The sequence below is a fragment of the Indolivaga capnocytophagoides DSM 22835 genome (genome assembly GCF_000426485.1).
In the GTDB taxonomy this organism is placed as follows: Bacteria; Bacteroidota; Bacteroidia; order Bacteroidales; family Dysgonomonadaceae; genus Dysgonomonas_A; species Dysgonomonas_A capnocytophagoides.
Genome location: NZ_AUFL01000011.1, coordinates 148,421 through 169,105, shown reverse-complemented (window position 1 = coordinate 169,105; position 20,685 = coordinate 148,421). Strand labels below are relative to the sequence as shown.

The 20,685-nt window shown below is 35.1% G+C and carries 17 protein-coding genes and 2 pseudogenes; 11 read left to right on the top strand and 8 right to left on the bottom strand.

Features of this window, described 5'->3' with window-relative positions; translation table 11 throughout:
* Nucleotides 1-16 precede the first annotated feature (16 nt).
* The 10 genes and pseudogenes from K322_RS18780 to K322_RS21140 all read left to right on the top strand — a co-directional run bounded on the left by K322_RS18780 (nt 17) and on the right by K322_RS21140 (nt 11,884).
* Nucleotides 17-1,030: a FecR family protein gene (locus tag K322_RS18780; protein WP_051290675.1), complete on the top strand. Its 1,014-nt coding sequence runs from the start codon at nt 17-19 to the stop codon at nt 1,028-1,030.
* A 155-nt stretch (nt 1,031-1,185) separates the two neighbouring features.
* The gene (locus K322_RS0106605; protein WP_035331508.1) at nt 1,186-4,458 is read left to right on the top strand and encodes a SusC/RagA family TonB-linked outer membrane protein; all 3,273 of its coding nucleotides are present in this window, start codon (nt 1,186-1,188) and stop codon (nt 4,456-4,458) included.
* A gap of 19 nt (nt 4,459-4,477) precedes the next feature.
* Nucleotides 4,478-6,115, top strand: coding sequence for a RagB/SusD family nutrient uptake outer membrane protein (locus K322_RS0106600; RefSeq protein WP_026626178.1), 1,638 nt, complete (start codon nt 4,478-4,480; stop codon nt 6,113-6,115).
* 873 nt (nt 6,116-6,988) lie between these two features.
* The gene (locus K322_RS0106595) at nt 6,989-8,386 is read left to right on the top strand and encodes an RtcB family protein (protein ID WP_026626177.1); all 1,398 of its coding nucleotides are present in this window, start codon (nt 6,989-6,991) and stop codon (nt 8,384-8,386) included.
* Nucleotides 8,387-8,417: 31 nt separating this feature from the next.
* On the top strand, nt 8,418-9,041 hold the full coding sequence (gene prfH / locus K322_RS0106590) for a peptide chain release factor H (protein ID WP_026626176.1): 624 nt from the start codon (nt 8,418-8,420) through the stop codon (nt 9,039-9,041).
* 11 nt (nt 9,042-9,052) lie between these two features.
* The gene (locus tag K322_RS0106585; RefSeq protein WP_026626175.1) at nt 9,053-9,643 is read left to right on the top strand and encodes a hypothetical protein; all 591 of its coding nucleotides are present in this window, start codon (nt 9,053-9,055) and stop codon (nt 9,641-9,643) included.
* 15 nt (nt 9,644-9,658) lie between these two features.
* The gene (locus K322_RS0106580; RefSeq protein WP_026626174.1) at nt 9,659-10,201 is read left to right on the top strand and encodes an RNA 2'-phosphotransferase; all 543 of its coding nucleotides are present in this window, start codon (nt 9,659-9,661) and stop codon (nt 10,199-10,201) included.
* A 33-nt stretch (nt 10,202-10,234) separates the two neighbouring features.
* Nucleotides 10,235-10,705: a hypothetical protein gene (locus K322_RS18775; RefSeq protein ID WP_051290674.1), complete on the top strand. Its 471-nt coding sequence runs from the start codon at nt 10,235-10,237 to the stop codon at nt 10,703-10,705.
* Between the two features lie 130 nt (nt 10,706-10,835).
* A pseudogene (locus K322_RS18770) lies at nt 10,836-11,549 on the top strand (RNA ligase family protein).
* Nucleotides 11,546-11,884 (top strand): hypothetical protein, encoded by a 339-nt coding sequence (locus tag K322_RS21140; RefSeq protein ID WP_026626173.1) that lies wholly within the window; start codon nt 11,546-11,548, stop codon nt 11,882-11,884. The pseudogene K322_RS18770 and the gene K322_RS21140 overlap by 4 nt, the downstream one beginning before the upstream one ends.
* Before the next feature lie 12 nt (nt 11,885-11,896).
* Here K322_RS21140 and K322_RS21135 read toward each other — a convergent pair.
* Both K322_RS21135 and K322_RS0106555 read right to left on the bottom strand, forming a co-directional pair.
* A pseudogene (locus tag K322_RS21135) lies at nt 11,897-12,076 on the bottom strand (phospholipase A); the annotation flags it as partial.
* A gap of 549 nt (nt 12,077-12,625) precedes the next feature.
* On the bottom strand, nt 12,626-13,195 hold the full coding sequence (locus tag K322_RS0106555; protein ID WP_026626171.1) for a Crp/Fnr family transcriptional regulator: 570 nt from the start codon (nt 13,193-13,195) through the stop codon (nt 12,626-12,628).
* A 114-nt stretch (nt 13,196-13,309) separates the two neighbouring features.
* Here K322_RS0106555 and K322_RS0106550 point away from each other — a divergent pair, with 114 nt between their 5' ends.
* Nucleotides 13,310-14,077, top strand: a complete 768-nt coding sequence (locus K322_RS0106550) for a class I SAM-dependent methyltransferase (protein WP_026626170.1) — start codon at nt 13,310-13,312, stop codon at nt 14,075-14,077.
* A 1,168-nt stretch (nt 14,078-15,245) separates the two neighbouring features.
* On the opposite strand, the gene K322_RS0106540 is transcribed toward K322_RS0106550, so the two are convergent.
* From K322_RS0106540 to nifB, 6 genes are all read right to left on the bottom strand, one after another.
* Entirely contained in the window at nt 15,246-15,692 is a 447-nt protein-coding gene (locus K322_RS0106540) for a hypothetical protein (RefSeq protein ID WP_026626168.1), read from the bottom strand.
* A 38-nt stretch (nt 15,693-15,730) separates the two neighbouring features.
* Nucleotides 15,731-16,210 carry a GNAT family N-acetyltransferase gene (locus tag K322_RS0106535; protein ID WP_026626167.1) on the bottom strand — a complete coding sequence of 160 codons (480 nt, stop codon included), beginning with the start codon at nt 16,208-16,210 and terminating at the stop codon, nt 15,731-15,733.
* Nucleotides 16,197-17,759, bottom strand: a complete 1,563-nt coding sequence (locus K322_RS0106530) for a sigma-54 interaction domain-containing protein (RefSeq protein WP_026626166.1) — start codon at nt 17,757-17,759, stop codon at nt 16,197-16,199. The genes K322_RS0106535 and K322_RS0106530 overlap by 14 nt, the downstream gene beginning before the upstream one ends.
* Nucleotides 17,760-17,905: 146 nt before the next feature.
* Nucleotides 17,906-19,030: a homocitrate synthase/isopropylmalate synthase family protein gene (locus K322_RS0106525; RefSeq protein ID WP_035331504.1), complete on the bottom strand. Its 1,125-nt coding sequence runs from the start codon at nt 19,028-19,030 to the stop codon at nt 17,906-17,908.
* 27 nt (nt 19,031-19,057) lie between these two features.
* Entirely contained in the window at nt 19,058-19,363 is a 306-nt protein-coding gene (locus K322_RS0106520; RefSeq protein WP_026626164.1) for a (2Fe-2S) ferredoxin domain-containing protein, read from the bottom strand.
* A gap of 52 nt (nt 19,364-19,415) precedes the next feature.
* On the bottom strand, nt 19,416-20,678 hold the full coding sequence (gene nifB, locus K322_RS0106515) for a nitrogenase cofactor biosynthesis protein NifB (RefSeq protein WP_035331502.1): 1,263 nt from the start codon (nt 20,676-20,678) through the stop codon (nt 19,416-19,418).
* Nucleotides 20,679-20,685: the final 7 nt, after the last annotated feature.

Genomic DNA, 20,685 nt, shown 5'->3' with positions numbered 1-20,685 from the left:
TAAATACCATTAGTAAATGCACAAAAAAGATCTGGATATACGAAAAATTATAGACAATTACCTGACTGACAAATTCTCGAGGCAGGACTTTATTGACTTAATGGATAGCATCTCCAGAGAGGAAGGTGTGTCTGAATTTCAAAACAAGCTTGCTGAAGAGTGGGAAAAGAGTATTAATCAGAAAGACGAAATTGATAGACAGGAAATATTAAATCTCCACTTCGAAGCATCTAGAATCATTGCAAATTCAGAAAAAGATAAAAGCCAGATTCTCCCTCGATTTAGGCCCAAAGCACGCCACATAATACGTTATGCTGCATCTATTACTATAATTATAGCAACAAGTGTATCAATGTATTTATTAATGAATAAAAGAAACGAGCAGTTCGACCCCAAAATGTGCAGTATTACCATACCTGCCGGCGAGAAAAAAGAAATAAAACTACCCGATAAATCCGATATATACATTAATTCTGCCAGCAGCTTGAAATACCCCGAAATTTTTGATGAAAAACAACGGGTGGTAGAACTTGCCGGTGAAGCATTTTTTAAAGTTACCCCTAATAAAGAAAAACCTTTTATTATTAATACCGGACAGATATCTATAAAAGTTCTGGGAACATCGTTCAATGTAAAAAGTTACGACGAAGACGAATGGATAGGTGTTACCGTATCAACAGGAAAAGTAGCAGTCAGTATTTTCGATGAAAATAGCTCTATTCAATTGACCCCCAACGAGGAATTATGGATAAACAAGAAGAACCATTATTTTCAGAAAAGTAAGAAAGATTTATTACAAGCTTCTTCGTGGAGAAATGGATACTTATACTTTGATAAAGCTCCTATCAAAGATGTAATTAATACTCTCAACCGTAAATATGCAGTAAATATTAAATTAGAACGGCCCAACGAGGAATACTCAATAACGGGCGAACACGATAATAAAAGTCTTCAATCTGTTTTAGAATCTATTTGTTTTATTACCAAATTAAAATATAAAAAGAATGGCAATAATATAACTCTTTATTAAAAAAATAGCCTATGAATAAATGAAAGATTAAGAAAATGAGCAGCAATTACAACATCACTGCTCATACCTTTATCCTGGAACTTCAGATCTACCAAAAATGATAACCAGGAGAAGTAAGTTTAAAAGAATTGTTAACTCTTAAACATCACAAAATTATGAATTTAATTTCAAAAAAACTGATAATAATTGTTATATCGGTAACAGCTTTGTATCCGTTTTTCTCGGGATCGATATATGCAAATAACATCATTTATGAAAAATTTCAAGATAAAAAAATAACTCTGAAATACGTAAACACTCCTATTAAAAGTATTCTGACGTCAATTACCAGTCAAACAAATCTCAATTTTATCTATGAAGAGTCTGTTCTGGAAAAAGTCAAAAACATATCTATTGATATTAAAAACGGAACGTTAAGCAACGTTTTAGATGAAATATCGAAACAAACAGGATTAGTATTCCGTCAGAATGACAATACCATTGCTCTAAGTATGGGCACTGCTGCTCCCCGACAGGCAGCTCCGATACCAAGTAAGAAATCTGAAAGAATTTCGGGAACAATACTGGATATCAAAGACGAACCTCTTATTGGGGTATCTGTAACCATAAAAGGAACAACCATAGGTACGATAACTGATATTAATGGAAAATTTCAGTTAGATGCTCCAGAAAACGAAACTCTTGTATTCTCATATATTGGTTATCAAACAAAAGAAGTTCCGGTAAAAGGAAATTCGACGATTAATCTTATTCTTAATGAAAGTTTAAATGATTTGGATGTAGTTGTTGTTATCGGTTACGGTACACAACGTAAAGGCGACATAACAAGTTCGGTAGCAAATATTAAGTCAGATAATTTTGTAAAAGGTGCGGTAAAAGATGTCGGACAATTAATCCAAGGTAAAGTTGCCGGATTAGCTATCTCTAACCCCAGTGGAGACCCTACAGGAGGAACCCAAATACAATTACGCGGAAACAACTCGATGTGGGGGGCAAACACCGATCCTCTTATCCTTGTTGATGGAATACCAGGAAGCCTCAGCACCGTTGCTCCGGAAGATGTTGAATCTATTGATGTACTGAAAGACGGTTCTGCTGCTGCCATTTATGGTACCCGGGGTACTAATGGGGTAATCCTGATAACAACAAAAAGGGCGCAAGGTGCTCAGATAAATGCGGTAGAATACAATGGTTATGTTAGTACTTCAGCAATAGCAAATAAACTGGATATGCTTAGTGCTAGTCAATTCCGTGAATTATATCCTACCGAAGATCATGGAGGAAATACAGATTGGCTAGACCAAATCACACGAACTCCGGTGAGTCATGTACACAATCTTTCTTTTCAAGGGGGAAATGCAGCGACAAACTATATCGCTAATATAAATTATACGTCCCAACAAGGTATTATGAAGAAGTCGGATAATGAAACCTTTCAAGGACGGATACAGGTTACGCATCGTATGTTCGATGACAGGTTACAATTGAAATTCGGGATCTTGGGTAAACAAAATCAATATGAATCGACTAATAATGCCGGTAGTTGGAATGGTTTCACATACCGTCAGGCTATGCTTCATAATCCTACCGATCCGGTAAAAAATGAAGACGGAAGTTGGTATGAAAATGTTAATAAATTCGAGTATGAAAACCCTCTTGCCCGACTTTATGAGTGTTATGGAAATGTAAAAAACACAGAAATGCGCTACAATGGCAATATTGTTTTCAATCCAATTAAAGACTTAACGCTAAGTGCCGTTCTTTCTTATGATCGCCAAAACCGAAATCACGGATATTCCGAAACCAAAAAACATATATCGGCTCTAAGGGATGGACTTGCAGGTTGGTCTTCGGTAGGAGCATATACCAAAATGGAAAAGCTTGCTGAAATTACCGCACAATATAACAAATCTCTAAATGCTCACAAATTTAGCATATTAGGAGGTTATAGCTACAATGAAACTGATTATGAGGAGATCTATTTTTCCAATTACGGATTTCAAGACGATTATATGGGCGGATGGCACAATATAGGAGCAGGTTCAGCTCTTAAAGAAGGCTTAGCAGATGGATCATCCTCAAAAACGACAACCAATCTTATCGGATATTTCGGCCGTGCCACTTATTCTTATATGGATAAATATCTGCTTATGGCAAGTTTCCGCTACGAAGGAGCAAGTCAGCTATGGGGTACAAACAACGAATGGGGAGCTTTTCCTTCGATATCTTTAGGATGGAGAATCACTCAAGAAGAGTTTATGAAGAATCAAAAAATATTTGACGATTTGAAACTTCGTGTAGGATATGGTGTTACCGGATCTCAGCTTAATAGAGGATTCATGGGTATAGCAATGGTTAATTATGGAGGATATGCGTATGTAAACGGAAAATGGGTAAAAACTGTCGTTCCGGCATCAAATGCTAATCCTGACCTGAAATGGGAAAAGAAGAAAGAGACTAATATCGGTGTCGACTTCACTGCTATTAAAGGACGTTTATCAGGAACGATTGACTTTTATAATCGCGAAATAGATGGGTTAATATATGAATACACTGTACCTACTCCTCCCAATTTATATCCTACGACTTGGGCTAATGGAGGTAAATTACAGAATAGAGGTCTGGAACTTCTTTTATCTGGAATTCCTTTTACCAGTAAAGATTTTGAATGGAATACAACTGTTACATTCTCAACTAATTCTAATAAACTGAAAAGCCTTTCGGGAAGTACATTCAAAACCGAATACGACTATTTTGATACAGGAAGTGCAGAGTATTCAGGACAATGGACAACTTCTCACCGAGTACAGGTAGGTCAGAAAATAGGAAACTTCTACGGGTTCAAAGTGGTAGATGTAGACGATCAGGGAAAATGGATTTATTTAGACAGAGATGGCAATAAAGTTGGTTATGATAAATTTACACATGCCCCTGAAGATAAGCATATAATAGGAAATGGTGTTCCTACATGGTACGCCGGTTGGAATAATAGTTTCCGCTACAAAAATTTCGATCTGAATATTACTATGCGCGGTGCTTTTGACTTTCAGATAATAAATGCAGCTCGCATGAATTACGAGAATACTAAAAATAGTAGATCCGAAAACAGATTAAAATCTGTAACTGATAAAGTATTTGGGAAAACTGAATTAAGCAAATCGGTTGAGCCCGAATTTAATAGCTATTATGTTGAGAATGGCGATTATTGGAAAATAGATAATATAACACTTGGCTATAGCTTCAATAAGGTGAGTAAATACATCAAGTCGCTTCGTATCTATGGATCTGTATTGAATGCCTTGACTATAACAGGATATGATGGTATCGATCCTGAGCTGGGTATTACAGGGTTAACTCCCGGATACGACAGTAGAGACAGATATCCTACAGTTCGCTCATTCACACTTGGCGTAGGTGTTAAATTCTAACTAATAAATTGAATATAAAATGAAAACAAAAATATTATCATTCGTACTTTTTGGTATTTTCATATTGCTCAATAACACATCTTGTACCGACCTGAAAAGCGATAGCTATGGGTCAATCCCATCAGACCAATATGAACCTACAACAGATGAAGAAATTGGCTATTTAGTTAATGCTGCTTATGTATCGTGGCGCGAAACAATGCTACTTTGGAATGGTGTTGTTCGGGCTCAGGAACTGTGTGCCGATCAGGATGTTTTGCCGGGACGTGACGGTATCGGTTGGGTTGATGGCTACATCTATAAAAGATGGCATCAGCATACTTGGACGTCCGAAGACGATGGCGTTCTGCAAGGATGGGCACGTACATATAAGGGGATCAATACTTGCAATCGATTATTATCTCAGATCGACGATGGAACTATTTCAGTATCAGGAGAAACCAAAGAGGCTCTTGTTGGCGAACTAAAAGTATTACGTGCTTCATATTATTATATTTTAGTCGATTTGTATGGCAATGTGCCTATCGTTACCGACTATAAAGACGTATCACTTCCTAAGCAATCAACTCGCCTTGAGGTATATAATTTCATTGTAAATGAAATTACTTCTAATATCGATAACCTGACCGAAACTCCCAGAGGGGCTTATTACGGCCGTATGAATAAATGGGTTGGCTATACTTTGTTGGCTAAGATGTATTTGAATGCCGAAGTATGGAGTGGTACAGCTCAATGGCAAAATTGTATCGATGCATGTGATAAGGTTATTCAATATGCAAAACAATCTGGTGCATATGCACTGGAAAGTGAACAAAAGAATGTTTTTATAACAAAAAATGAAAATTCTAAAGAAATCATATTCGGATTACCTTTCGATGCAATTTATGTAACAGACTGGAATGCTTTCGATTTTCATTTGTACACTTTAGCACCAGAGAATCAAACGACTTACGGATTCACAGCTCGACCTTGGGGTGGAGTGTGCGCTATTCCTCAGTTTATAGATTCTTATGACTCTGATGATATTAGATTGAGCGAAAATTTTATTTCAGGCCCTCAATACACATCACTAAGCGGCACAGAACCCTTGGAACGTAGTGATGGTAATGGACAACTTGTTTATATAAAATCTGTTCCTTCTATCGACAATTCTGATGTAGCTGACGGATTTAGGTGGGGGAAATTTGAATATGCCGAAGGATCGACTAACCGTTTGAGCAATGATTGGCCTCAGTTCAGATATGCTGATATTTTAATGATGAAAGCGGAGTCGTTGATGAGATCAAATCAATCCGGAGCAGGTGCACTTGTAACCGAGGTCAGAGAAAGAGCATTCAGAAATACCAATCCGGCAAAAGCAGTTGTTACGGATGCCGAATTGAAACTGGGCAGCGTTTACGATTATGGTCGCCGTGATGTATACAGTACTACTAAAGAGGGAGGTAGTGATATTCAATATGGTAGATTCCTCGACGAATTAGGATGGGAATTTACACAAGAAGGTCGTCGCCGTCAGGATTTGATCAGATTTGGGGTCTTCTCTACTAAATCATGGTTCTCGCATGATGCTACAAAAAATAAGACTCACGATTTATACCCAATACCGAACTCTATACTTCTAACTAATAGCAATTTGTCTCAAAACACAGGATATTAATATAATATTTATTACCGGTAGTATCAATATACGTACTACCGGTGATAATATTGATAATGATAAACGGATAGTTAAATCAAGGATCTGTTTAATTGTCGCTCTCCGAATACGTTTTGTTTACGATAAAAAAACTGTATCTTATTTAACATCTTTATTACGATTATTAATCAGCCATTTACATCAAACGGTGAGTCTATGGAGTAGGGATACAATTCTATAGTCCGTCAATTACTATGTGTTATAAAGTCGCCCGAAGGCAAGCTTAAAAAAAGTCTTTTTGTAATAAAAACACCGCAAACAACAGTAGATATTATCCAGAACGGAAATATGGTCTCCTCAAAAAATATTCTTATGTATGCCTTTTTCTATTGCTTTTTAAGATTCTGACTTCCCCTAATGATATTCCAATAAGGCAACAGGTATCGTTCAGGAACTCTTCCAACCTGATATAAAACAAGTAAAAGCTTTTATTCTGAAAATAAAATTTATTATCTTTTCATTCTAAATATTTGTTAATTATAAAATCTATTATATATTTGCATTCGTAAAAAAGAATACTAACCCTTAAAAGTTTAGAGAAAGGGTATAATTATGTTGGTCAAAAAATAAAACACAGCTACTAGGAAACTAATTTGGTTTATCGGGATGATGAACCTTACAATATCAAACATATCTATCACAATTTACGGCTGCAAAGTTGATAGTCATTGGTTAGTTTCAAATCCATCATTAAATTTTATTATTAATTGCTGATATATCAGCTTGTAGGATTATTATATCCTTCCGGCTGCACTATGTCACAACCAAAGGATATTCGGTCTTGGAGAAAGATTGATCTGACACCTGTATATCCTTGTATAGCAAACAACAATCATGGGCATACAACCTAAAGAATTAAGTAAACTGGGATATACCAACAATATAGCTCGCAGTCTGGCAATAAACACAATAAGCAAGTACTGCAAACACAATACAAAAGAGGAGATTAAAGCAACTTTAATCAATTTGTTGAACAATCCCGAAAAATATAAAAACAACGAAGTATGGGGCAAATTGGCTGAGCACTTTTCACCGGTTATAGAAGAGATACAATTTTCAGCTTACAACCTACTTGATGAACCTTTATCATTTAAAACTTACGGAGGTAAGTTTATAGAAGGCATTGCCAAACAACAAATGGAACTGGCTATGCGCCTTCCCATTACAGTCGGCGGAGCGTTAATGCCGGATGCACATGCTGGATACGGCTTACCTATTGGTGGTGTATTGGCTGTAGAAAATGCGGTTATACCTTATGCCGTAGGTGTGGATATTGGTTGCCGAATGAGCCTTACAATATTTGATGCGAAAGCTGATTATCTAAAGCGCTATTCACACCAGATAAAAGAAGCTTTGAAAGAATACACCCACTTTGGCATGGATGGATGTTTGGGCTTTGCTCAGGAACACGAGATACTCGATAGAAGAGAATTTCAGCTGACACCATTATTAAAAATGTTACATGGAAAAGTAGTACGCCAATTAGGTTCATCCGGTGGAGGAAACCATTTTGTAGAATTCGGAGAGATTGAATTAGTTGAAAATAATGTATTGAATCTTCCATCGGGAAATTATATGGCACTCCTCTCCCACTCCGGATCTAGGGGTATGGGAGCAGCTATTGCAAGGCATTATAGCGATATTGCCCGTGAAGTATGCAAGTTGCCAAGAGAGGCTCAACATTTTGCTTGGTTAGGCTTAGATACTGAAGCAGGACAAGAGTATTGGATGAGTATGAATTTGGCAGGAGACTTTGCACAGGCATGCCACGAACGGATACATATTAATCTTTCGAAGGCTCTTGGGCTGAAAGCCATAGCCAATGTGAACAACCACCACAATTTTGCATGGAGAGAAGAGATTGCTCCAAACAGATATGCTATTGTACATCGTAAAGGTGCTACTCCGGCAGGGAAAGGCGTTGCAGGATTTATTCCGGGAAGTATGGCAACGGCGGGGTATCTGGTTTGTGGAAAAGGTGAAATACAATCGCTAAACTCTGCCTCACATGGAGCAGGGAGAGCCATGTCGCGCCAAAAGGCAAAGAGCCAGTTTACACAATCAGCATTAAAAAAACTGCTTTCTCAAAATGAAGTGACCCTTATCGGCGGTAGTGTAGAGGAAATGCCTTTAGCTTATAAAGACATCGACCGCATAATGCCGGCACAGGAATCCCTTGTAGAAATTCATGGCAAATTTATGCCACGGATAGTAAGAATGAATAAAGACTGAGGGTCGCAGACCCTTTTATTAAACAAACTAGATGAATAATAATAAAATATATTTACAAATAACTTCCGGACGTGGCCCTGCTGAATGTTGCCGTGTGGTAGCATTGGTATTGGAGAAGATACTGATACAAGCCCGAAAGCTGGGATTAATAGCTGAGGTCATTGAACGGGAGGAAGGAGATATGAATCGCACGCTGTTTTCAGCAATTGTATTTCTTGAAGGCAGTAAGGTAGATGAAATAGTGGATGAATGGGAAGGGACTATTCAATGGATAACACAAAGCCCTTATCGTATCTATCATAAACGAAAGAACTGGTTCGTAGGGGTAAATTCTTTTACTCCGACAGAACTGAGTGAAATAGATCCGAAATATATCACCTATCAAACATTACGATCTTCTGGTCCCGGCGGTCAGCATGTCAATAAAACCGAATCGGCAGTGAGAGCTACTCATGCTCCGTCGGGAATGAGTGTAACAGCATCTGATCAGCGGTCACAATTACAGAATAAAAAGTTGGCTACCGAACGGCTATTAATTAAACTCTCGACTTGGAACCAAGAACAGACCATGCAACAAGCACAGGATAATTGGGATAACCATAACAATCTGGACAGAGGAAATCCTGTGAAAGTAATACAGGAATCGTTGAACTAAAAAAGAAAATTATGTTTACGAGACGAACAGCAACAAAAATAAAGAATGGAAGAGTAAGCAATAAAAATCGAAATATAGAAACTTCTAATTATTGGAATACTAGTCAGGATGAAATTCAAATTGATATAGAAAATCCGGGAAAAGGATATAAACACTTCTTAAAGAAAAGGGATATAAAACAATTTTTGGAGATATTACCTAATAGGGAAGAAATTGATGTTATGTTTGATGCAGTATTATTAGCAAGTGGTGATTACTATACAGATGGTTGGTATCAGAATGGAGTAATTGCTATATGTGCATGGGAGAAAGAAATGAGAAAAGAATATAGCTTAGGGTATTTCAAAGCTCATAAAAGCATATTTGACCGATTGGGGGTTAAGAGCCAGGTAAAGAAAGATTATGTAATATGTGATTTTACTGAAAATCAGATTAAAGCATATCTGCTTTTACATATTTTTCTTCATGAGCTGGGACATCATCATGACAGGATAAATACCAAATCAAGAAGGATAGCCAGAGGTGAAAATTATGCGGAAAGCTATGCTTTCAAGTACGAAGAAATAATATGGAACAAGTATTTCGAATACTTCTCCTTCTAAATAATAAAGACTAAAATGACAGAACAAGATAAAAAGCGGATCGGTAAATTCCTGAGCCTTGTGCTCAGGCACGATCCGGATAAAATAGGATTGGAGCTTGACGAAAACGGTTGGGCTAATGTAAAGGAACTTATTGAAAAATGTAAAAAACACCGTTTCCATTTTTCGGAGGAAGAACTTATCGAAATCGTAGAAACAAATGACAAGCAACGTTATTCGTTCAATGAGAAACGAAATAAGATAAGAGCCAATCAGGGGCATTCAATCAATATCGACCTTGCGCTATCGCCGGTCGAGCCTCCTGAATTTCTATACCACGGAACAGCAACCCGTTTTCTATCTTCCATTATGGAACAAGGTATTGTAAAAGGCAGTCGCCAGCACGTTCATCTGAGTAAGGATAAGGAAACTGCAACCAAAGTTGGTGCAAGGCATGGTAAAGTTGTTATACTGACTATCATGACGGGTAAAATGCAAAAGGATGGTATTCTTTTTTATCAATCGGATAATGGTGTATGGCTGACTGATTATGTGGATGTGAAATATATATCAAAATAAGTTATATATTTATCAAAAATAAATTATATCAGTATGTTTCAACCATTTGGTATTAGCATTGAAGTATATATAATTGTACTACTATTAATGGTAGTATTATTTTTCATTTGGAAATGGGTATTAAAAAAGCTGAAAGTACAAAGACTATCTCTATATAGTATAATTGCATCCATAATAACAGCTCCAATAGTATATCTTATCATAGTATTATGCGTAATTTTTACTATGAGTTATTATCCTGACCGAAATTTTGACAGAGAAATTTGGCTTAATAATAGAGAAATACGATACGAATATTCAACTAGTTTAAAGAAGGATAAATTATTAAAAGGAAAAACAAAAGAAGAAGTAAAAGAATATTTAGGAGAACCGGATTGTGTAGAAAAAAATGCACTTATATATTATATAGGGTTCAAACCTCAGATTATTGGAATAGACCCAGATTGGTTAAAAATAAGTTTCGAAAAAGACATTGTATCAGAAGTCGTAGAGTATAACTCATAGCCTTAAAAAACGAGAAGTCATGTAATTGTTTATTTCATAAGGGGTATCACCCCTGTTTTAAGAAGTCTGACAGATTGATATATCCGTTGGATGAGAAATTCATATATTTATAAATTAAACAATTACAATTATGTTATCACAAAAATATGGTCGCACCTATCACTATTCGTTTTCTCCGGGAACGACAAGCGATGACCGATTCAATCATACTTATTGGGAAGATATTCAAAAAATAGAAACCCTTCTACATACTGAAAAACTGGATGGAGAAAATAACTGCCTCAACCAGTACGGAGTATTTGCCCGCTCACATGCTGCACCGACCACGTCACCTTGGACAATCCAATTGCGGGAACGTTGCGAACTGATGAAAAATGACTTGGGAAATATAGAACTCTTTGGAGAAAATCTGTACGCAGTCCATTCTATTGAATACAAACGTATTGATGAATATTATTTTATTTTTGCCGTACGCCAAATGGATAAATGACTATCATGGGAAGAGGTCAAGTTTTATGCAGCGATGTTTGATTTACCAACCGTTCCCGAATTAGCTATCGAACCAACAAAAGATTTAACAAAAGAAGCATTACAAATTGAAATAGAAAGTTGGGCACAAGAAGAAAGTGTTTTTGGCTCGCTCAATCCATTTACAGGTGAAAACTGTACTCGTGAAGGCGTTGTCGCCCGAAATATTGAAGAATATCCGGTTGGCGATTTTATGCATAATGTGTTCAAGTATGTCCGCAAAGGACATGTAAAAACCGATGAACATTGGACTCGTAGCTGGAAACGGGCAAATCTACTTTGGGAAACCAAGTATAGAAAAGAGAATGAATTATGATCTGGCAACTAGCTGAAAATAAAGATTGGGCATCCCTTGAAAAACAATTCTCATGGGTAGCAGATATGCAATTTATTGAGCAGCATAAAATTCATCATGCCGAAGGAAATGTTGCGATCCATACTCAAATGGTATTAAATGAATTACAGAAGTTATCATCCTTTAGACTTGTAAGCAAACCTCCAGACAAAGTTCCGCATATAAAATTTACCCAAAGTTCCGAAGACATAAGACTCATGCTCTATCTGAAGAAATGTTATTCCATAGAGTTTATTGTCATGCACAATGTATCGCCCCAATCCTATACCCGGGTTATAATTGTTATCTCTGAATAGTGCAGACTGGGCATAGATGTCCCAAAATGATTTTTGAGTATAAGTTAAGTATAAGAATGAATGAAATGGAAGATGGCTGCGTGTCAGCCGATGACGAATACTTATTTGAAAAAGAACATCTGAAGTTTGTCTATTTAGAGTTTTATTTAAAGGAAAACCTGTTGCAAAAAAAATTATCTTTATACACTCCAAACGCAGGCTGGGAGTCTGTAAACTTTATAATTTCCTCTTCGCTAGTCTCCCATTGTTTGTGTACAAAAAAAGGAGTTTGTCGAATAGATTCATTTATACTATCAAGGCTTTCTTTTATTATTTCTTGTGACTTTGTTGGTTCAAAAATAAAAAACAAGATAGTAAGGCACATACATAACTTATACATCGATCAATTATTCATTTATATAATATATAATGTCAAAGATATTATGACACTAATTCATTTAAATGATTTTTTTGACTCAACCGACTAAAATGACCTCTGAAATATAGGTATGTGTTTGAATCGATTTAAGGAATGAATGGTACTTAAATAAATATGCCCAAGAAATTACCGTCAGAGTTTTTTTTATATTCAAATGACTAAGATGTGTGTTACATTATCAAAAGCAAAATTATTAAGAGTGACCTTATTTTATCTTTACCCTTTATAAAGCTAATTCAGAGTATTACCAATAAAAATTTTCATATCATTATTCTTTTTAATATACTATTCTTATAATAAATAAAAATAGTAAGTCATTGAATCTACTTACGACTTCGGATTCTGCTCAGAGTTTCGGGAGTCATTAACAGATAACTCGCAATATGAGCGATGGAGGCTCTGCTTGCAACTTGCGGATAATTAGCACAAAATTGCACATAACGGTCTCTTGCGTTCTCAAACCTCCATGAGTCTGCTTTTTTCTGGGTTTCAATAAGATCCTGTTCAACAAATCGCCTATATAATTGATTTATATCGGTGTATTGGTCGCATAGATGTTCGAATTTTTTATAATTTAATTTGTGTATAACTGACGGTTCGATTGATTGAACTAATAAAGTAGTCGGCTTTTGTAGAAATAAACTTTCCGTACAAAAGAAAATGTCTCCTTCGCATGAGAAATGTTCTGAAATATCCCGTCCTTCCTTATAGTAGAACTGTCGAACTATACCCTTTTCTATAATGTATATATCCCTACATACCTGATTCATACTAATTATAATTTCATCCTCATCGTACGATACAGAAATTAGCGCTTGATTCAACTTCTGAATTGATTTATCAGATAAATAAACATTGTATTTTCTTGCAAGCAAGTTGGGTATGTTATTCATACACGTAAACATTAAAGATTCACAAAAGTAAACTTAAATTATTGGCTTTTTCCAAATTGATCAAGATCATTTCAGAAAGCCTGCTATAACTATATATTTGAATCTAAAAAGATCATGAATTTACCAGATATATTAATTTCTGAATTTATATACGAACTGGAAGGTTTAGCTCCTCGAAGTTATTCTATGACAAAAAAGGTAATTAATTCAATAGATGATATTCATAATATAAAAAAAATAGCAAATATAGGTTGTGGCCATGGATACCAAAGTGTAGAACTTTATGAGTTCACTAAAGCAAGAATTATCTCAATAGATCATCGTAAAGAATATATTAATAATTTCAAAAAGGAACTGAATCTTCAAAAATTAGATAAATATATTCATCCGATACACTATCCATTGGATCAGATTCATTTGAAAAGTAATGAATTGGATTTAATATGGTCAGAGCTATTACCTTCAAGTATAAGTTATAAAGAAGCATTGATTGATTGGAGCCAATTTATACGGGAGAATGGTTATATTGTTTTATGTGCTTACTGCTGGAATACTTCATATATTCCTGAGGAGGTTGCTGCTTTTTTTCAAAACAATAATATGGAAATTGATTATTTGTATAATAGAATTAATGACATGTTTGATTCTGATTTAGTTCCTGTCTCTCATCATATAATGCCTGATTCTTGTTGGTGGAACTATTTTTGTCCTATAGATATAGAATTGGAAAGATTGTCTGAAAAATATCAGACTAATAACGAAGTACTCAATTTTATTAAAGGTATTGATCTCGAGATAAATTTGTTTGAGAAGTACGGAGAGTATTATAGTTATGTGTTTTTTATTGGTAAAAAAACGCATAACTATAACAAAAAATTTTAACTTTTCTATCCAAGACATAAAATCATTGTTGTCTAAATTGTTTGAAAATTCTAAACTTAGAGAAATTTATTCTATAGTCTTAAAGATGTAGACATTGTTATTGTTAAAAGAATTAATTTTATCAAGATTGACTATATACGATTTGTTAGCTCAAAAGAATTCTTTCAGGGAAGCAGATCCAATACAGTTCGGATATACATTTTTGTTATGATACGCTTGTCACTTGTATGAATAATTACATGCACCTTTAATCCCTCTATGAATAAAATGTCATCATAATGTATTTTGAAATATCTATGTTCAGATTTAACGAATATAAAATTATTATTTACTCCGATTTCTTCCTTTTCTGCATTCTTTAGTAGGGTATGATAAGAAATCGCCTTATTTAATAGCACAGCAACAGTCTATTCGTTGAAAAGGAGATAGTCTCCCTAAATACTTATTGTCTAGACAATTCACTTATATTAAATACAGGTATTAGTTATTTTTTTAGAGGAATACAAAAGTCTAAAAAAGGCTTATTATACTCCGATATTTTTTATCTTTACATTCGTAAGTCGCTCTTTATATAGTGAGGAAATTAAGCAGATCTAAGAACCAAGCTGGTTTCTAAATCGTTACCTATCCAAAACATAGCAAATCACAGAAAAATACACAAAAACGGCCTTATATACTAAAAATCAAGTAAGTAAATCTAAGAAAAACACAGAATAATAGTCGTTACCTTTTAGGGAATATGCAACGAACAGCAAATCTGAGATTTTCTCAGATTTTTAATTTCCATCTTTTTATATAAGAAAAGTCCAAAACACAGTGGATAGAAGAATTTGAAATATAAGTATTCGTGTTTTTTGTTTACATCCATCCTCTACTTAAAACAGAAAGGAATAAAATACAGCCAAATACTTCAAATTAGTTTGTAGCCAAACCATTAATTCACAGTAAGTATTATAGAGTTGTTACATGGCGAAATCTATAGATTAAAATAGGAGCATGCCAAACCAAATTAAGTCACTCTTTTTAAGAATTGATTTGATTAGTAAAATATAAGTGAGTTATTCTTTTATTTTTAGGCTAAAAAGGATTATCGAACAATAACATGGTCCAAAGATTTCGTTTTTTTAATCTCGTACTTTTTAAGTTAGTGTTGAAAAACTATTTTTGATCATTTGCTGAATAAGTATGATATTTCATCTTTTCTTTTTTCAACCCATTGCTTTAATTCTTCAATACCCTTTACCATTTCTTGCAGATCTTGATGTGATGGTGTACGATATCCGAAACCGTCAATGGAACAGATTGCTTCAAACTTACCCACAAAAATTGCTGTTTGTTTTATCGATTCAGGAAGTTCGGAATCAAAGTCTAATGCCTCTTTATACATGGCTAATGGCATGTGATGAGAAGCATTCCAATCATAACGAGCTAGAAGCGCAACAAAATATTTTTCGGTGCTCATTATAGCCAGATTATACAAAAAGTCATTATCAAAACGGGGCTTTGGGGTATTGATGCTTTTTGCCAACATTGAATAATAAGAGTTTGCATATTCTAAACTTGTACATAATACAGCGTACAAATCTTTTTCCGGAATTATTAAATCTGTACTCATTCTTTATTTTTATTTAAATTGATTGATGATGATCTGATTTAGAGTAAATTCTTTCGCCAATAGTACATAGATGGCTCTGCTTCGGCAAATCCTATTTTTTTATATAAATTTTGAGCGACCAAATTATCATTTCGAACTTCTAATGTAATTCTACTACATTTTTTATCGTTTGCTATATTTATGATTTCCTTCAATAATAAGCATCCAATATCTTTACCTCTATATGCCGGTAATACTATCAGATCATGAATATTAATCATAGGGCTAACTGTAAATGTGGAAAAATTTTGAAATGCGACTAATAATCCACAAAATATATCTTCGCACATAGCTAATAATACAATTGAGGTTGGATGTTGATTTAAGCCATCAACTAATCTCAATTGCTTTAACTTATTCAGTGGATCACCGCCACCCATATTATCAGCAATGTATGCATTCATTAAATCACCTAACGCATTCAGATGATCAGTATTTGTATAGTCACAACTAACTATGTTTGTATTAACTGGCTTCATCCGTAAGATTTTTATAGTCCTGTATCTGAATATTATATTTATTGATTCTTAATCCCATTATACGCTCTGTCACTCCTAATTGGCTAGAGGCCTTAACAATACTTCCGCGTACAGCTATTAAAGTATCTATAATTAGTTGCTTTTCAACTCGCTCTAAAATGCTGTTTAATGTTCCTTTATCTACAGTATCAGAGGAAACTCCGGTCTGTAATGTGGGTGGTAAATTATACGAGTGTATAACTCCGTCCATAGTCAATATCATAGCTCGTTCTATAACATTTTCCAGTTCCCGAATATTACCCGGCCATGAGTACATCATTAGCATATCTAACGCGCCTCCTGTTATACGTTTTACATTTGTCTTATTAATCTTGTTTAATTTTGCAATAAAATGATCCGTTAATATAGGTATGTCAGCTCGTCTTTCTCTCAATGACGGCACGTAGATCGGAAATACATTTATTCGATAATAAAAATCTTCCCGAAAAGTATCCTGCTTGATCATTTCTTCCAGATTTCTATTTGTTGCTGTTATTATCCGTACATTTATATTTATTGTTTTAGTTCCTCCAACTCTTTCTATTTGCCGTTGCTGTATTACTCTTAATAGCTTTACTTGTATTGAAAGCGGAACATCTCCTATTTCATCTAAAAATATTGTACCTCCGTTAGCCATTTCAAAACGTCCCATATGTGACGCATTAGCTCCTGTGAAAGAACCTTTTTCGTGGCCGAACAATTCACTTTCTATGAGGTTTTCTGGAAGAGCAGAACAATTTACTTTGATAAAAGGCTTAGAAGCTCTTTCACTGGCATTGTGTATAGCTTCAGCTATTAGTTCTTTACCAACTCCACTTTCACCTCTAATCATAACTGTACTATTGGTTGGTGCAACTCTATTTATAAGGTTATATAAATCATTCATCAAAGATGAATTACCAACAATATTATCGGGCTTTACATAGTTTTCTTTTCTGAGTTTTATATTTTCTTTTCGTAACTCTTCTAATTCTTCTATGTGCTTACGTCTTATTGATACATTCTTTCCTATTAGCATACCCACAATATTCAGGAATTTTATTTCTGCTGAGAAATCTACAATACCTTGATGAGCCTTATGAATACTCAATGTTCCGGTTATTTCATTCTTCAGAATAATAGGAACACAAAGAAATGCCATCATCTGATTGTTATTTCTTTTTATTCCTGTTTTATTTAAAAACTTAGAGTTTTTAGAAATATCTTTTATTACAACAGGTGTTTCGGTCTGAACTACTTCTCCGATAATGCCTTCTCCTATTTTGTATACTCCTCTGCTTTTCTCCTCTTTAGTTAAGCCATGAGCTGCACTAATCATAATTTTATCATAATTTCGATCAACTATTGTTATCATGCTGTATTGTGCATCTAAAAAGTCGCACAAATCATTTAATACCAATTCCAGATCTTTATATATATCCTGACTATGACCAATCGCATTGCTTATATTAACCAAAAACGTTAAATCAGTTTCAGCATAGCAGCTACGTTTCATTTTATCGCAATACATATTTTTCCCATTTTAACACAGTAAACACAAAACGACTTTATGAAACAAAAATAGTTATTATTTACACACATCCACCGTTTGTTTCAATTTTAAATATCTTAATGATATGTATTTATGGATAATTAGATCACATTGATATTGCAATCCTATTTTAAAGCCCAATATGCTGCTATAATCTCTGTACCATATATATTTCGCCGATAAGTCTGTGCCATTTGATGAATTATTGCCATTAGCCTATCTATTTTAGTATTATCTATTGTAACATGCTGTTTGTCTAAAAAATCTATAACAGCACCTTTACCTGAATGTTTACCAAAAAGATTTCTGGAACTTTCTCTACCGATGAGTTCTCCATCGAATGCTTGAAAAGCATTTGTATTGATCAAAGAGCTTTTAGCATGAATACCTGATTCATGGCTAAAAGCCATATTACCGGAAATAGCTTTCCCTACAGATATTGGACGTTTTGATACTATGGATACGTACTCACATAATGAGTACAATGTTGAAGTTGAGTATTTATTTTGTTTTTCTGTTAATAACATGGTCATAACAACCTCTTCTAAAGCCGAATTACCAGCCCGTTCGCCCAATCCATTAACAGTTACACTCAATGTCGATGCTCCGGATTGCCATGCAGTAATGGCATTCGCTGTTGCCAGACCTAAGTCATTATGTCCATGAAAGTCTATATTCAGATGAGGATATAGATTCAATATTTTTTTTATCAAATCCATAATTCCCAAAGGAGTGAAAATTCCAACTGTATCTGCAAGCCGTATACGACTGACACTTAATTCTTCGGCTATACCTATAAACTCAAACAATCTCTCTATCCCACATCGGCTTGCATCTTGAGCACCTACACTCACATAGTCGAAATAATATTTAGCTATTCCAACCATCTCAGGAAGGCTGTCTCTCATCATTGTCCAGTCTTTATTCATACTTGTTAACTGAATATCTGATAATGGAAATGCAATATGAATCCCTCTAGCTCCGGTCTTAGCTGCAGTCAATATATCTTGTTTTATGGCACGGCTCCATACCGAAATACGAGCATTTAAATTCATATCTGCAATTTTGCGGATTATGAGACATTCGTCTTCACCCATAGCTGGTGTCCCGGCTTCTATTTCATCAATGCCAATCTCATCCAACATTTGAGCTATATGTATTTTTTCTTGTTCTGAAAATACAACACCTGGGGCTTGTTCTCCATCTCGAAGTGTAGAATCTATAATATGAATATTTTTCATCGCTTCCATAGAGTGTATTTTATTTAATCCTAAACATTAATCTGTAATCAAATATTCATTTACAGCTTTGTCTTCTTCTAGTGCATCTAATATTTCATCCAATTTATCTTCAGTCACACCTCCATACCAAAAATTATTGGGCTGAATTACCACTACCGGCCCCTGACTGCAAACACTCAGACAAGCGGTGGTGGTAACAACTGCATTAATACCCCTATCTGAGCACTCTTCGGAAATATATTGGACAAAAGACGTTGCACCTTGTTTATTGCAGAATCCTTGTGCATCACCGGCAACTCTGTAAGAATTACATACCATTATCATATAATTAGGTTTTTTCATATATTTTTCTATTTTAGTTTTTTAATTGTAATTGCATTTTGATTAGTAGAGCTTATCCGCAGCCGCTACCGGTACCTCGGCATGTTTCTCCACATTTAGTATATTCGCTTCTACATAGCGTCTTTATTGGCAGATTTAGGTAAATAGCATCCAGACCTGCATCTATCAGACCATTCATTTGGATCACCTTTACACCATTTTCCTGCATTACCTTCATCGGAGTTTCTCCTATCCCGGCAACGAGTATTGCCTGACAATCCATCAATGTCTTTTCTGCTAGTTCCTTCCAGCGACTCATTCCGGTTCCTTCGGGGGGAGTATTTCGAGTTTCTACAAAATGATATCCATTTTTAGATTGTTCGAATATGTATACCTTACGGGCTTCACCCAAATGCATATTTACTAATAATCCTTCGTTACTGGCAACGGCTACTCGCTCACGACCTTTTCCCTTATTGACGACCAAGGATGAAAACTGACCTATCATATTCATCGCCTCTGCATTATCGTGTCCCAACAATCCGGCAGCATCTGCTCTACAACGAGCGCAATGTGCCATTGGCTTAATATATTTAGAAATACGAGCTTTTATGTCCTTCATCATCTCTTTCGATGGTTCCTTTAAAATTTCGAATTCAGTATTTTCTGTTGGATACATTGGTATGCAATTCATTGTATCAGCACCTAATTCAGAAACCTTTTTAGCCAAGTCCTCTATTTCGTGATCATTAATCCCTGGGCATATAACTGTATTTATCTTTACTGTTATATTTTTTTCTTTCAACTTTTGTATACAATAAAGTTGCTGCTCCAACAATACTTTACCTCCTTCTTCACCTCTGTATACACGTCTTTTGTAGCGTACCCAACGATATATTTTAGCCAGTGTTTCGGGGTTCAGCGAATTTACGGTTATCGTTACATGAGACACTCCTATTTCGGCTATTTCATCTATGTATGGAGCCAAGTCTAATCCATTGGATGATAGACAAAATATAAGATCTGGAAACTCTTTTTGAGCCAACCTCATTGTTTGCAATGTTTCTTCAGCATTAGCAAACGGATCGCCCGGACCTGCTATGCCAACGACACTGATATTCGGGATTTTCTCGGATAATGCTTTCATATAGTGCACCGATTGCAATGGAGACAGTACTGTACTTGTCACACCCGGGCGACTTTCGTTACAACAATCGTACTTTCGATTGCAATAATTACACTGTATATTACACTTGGGAGCTACCGGCAAGTGTACTCTTGCATATTTATGTTTTGCTTCAGCATTAAAACATGGATGTTGGGATAAATCTTTCATAATGTTT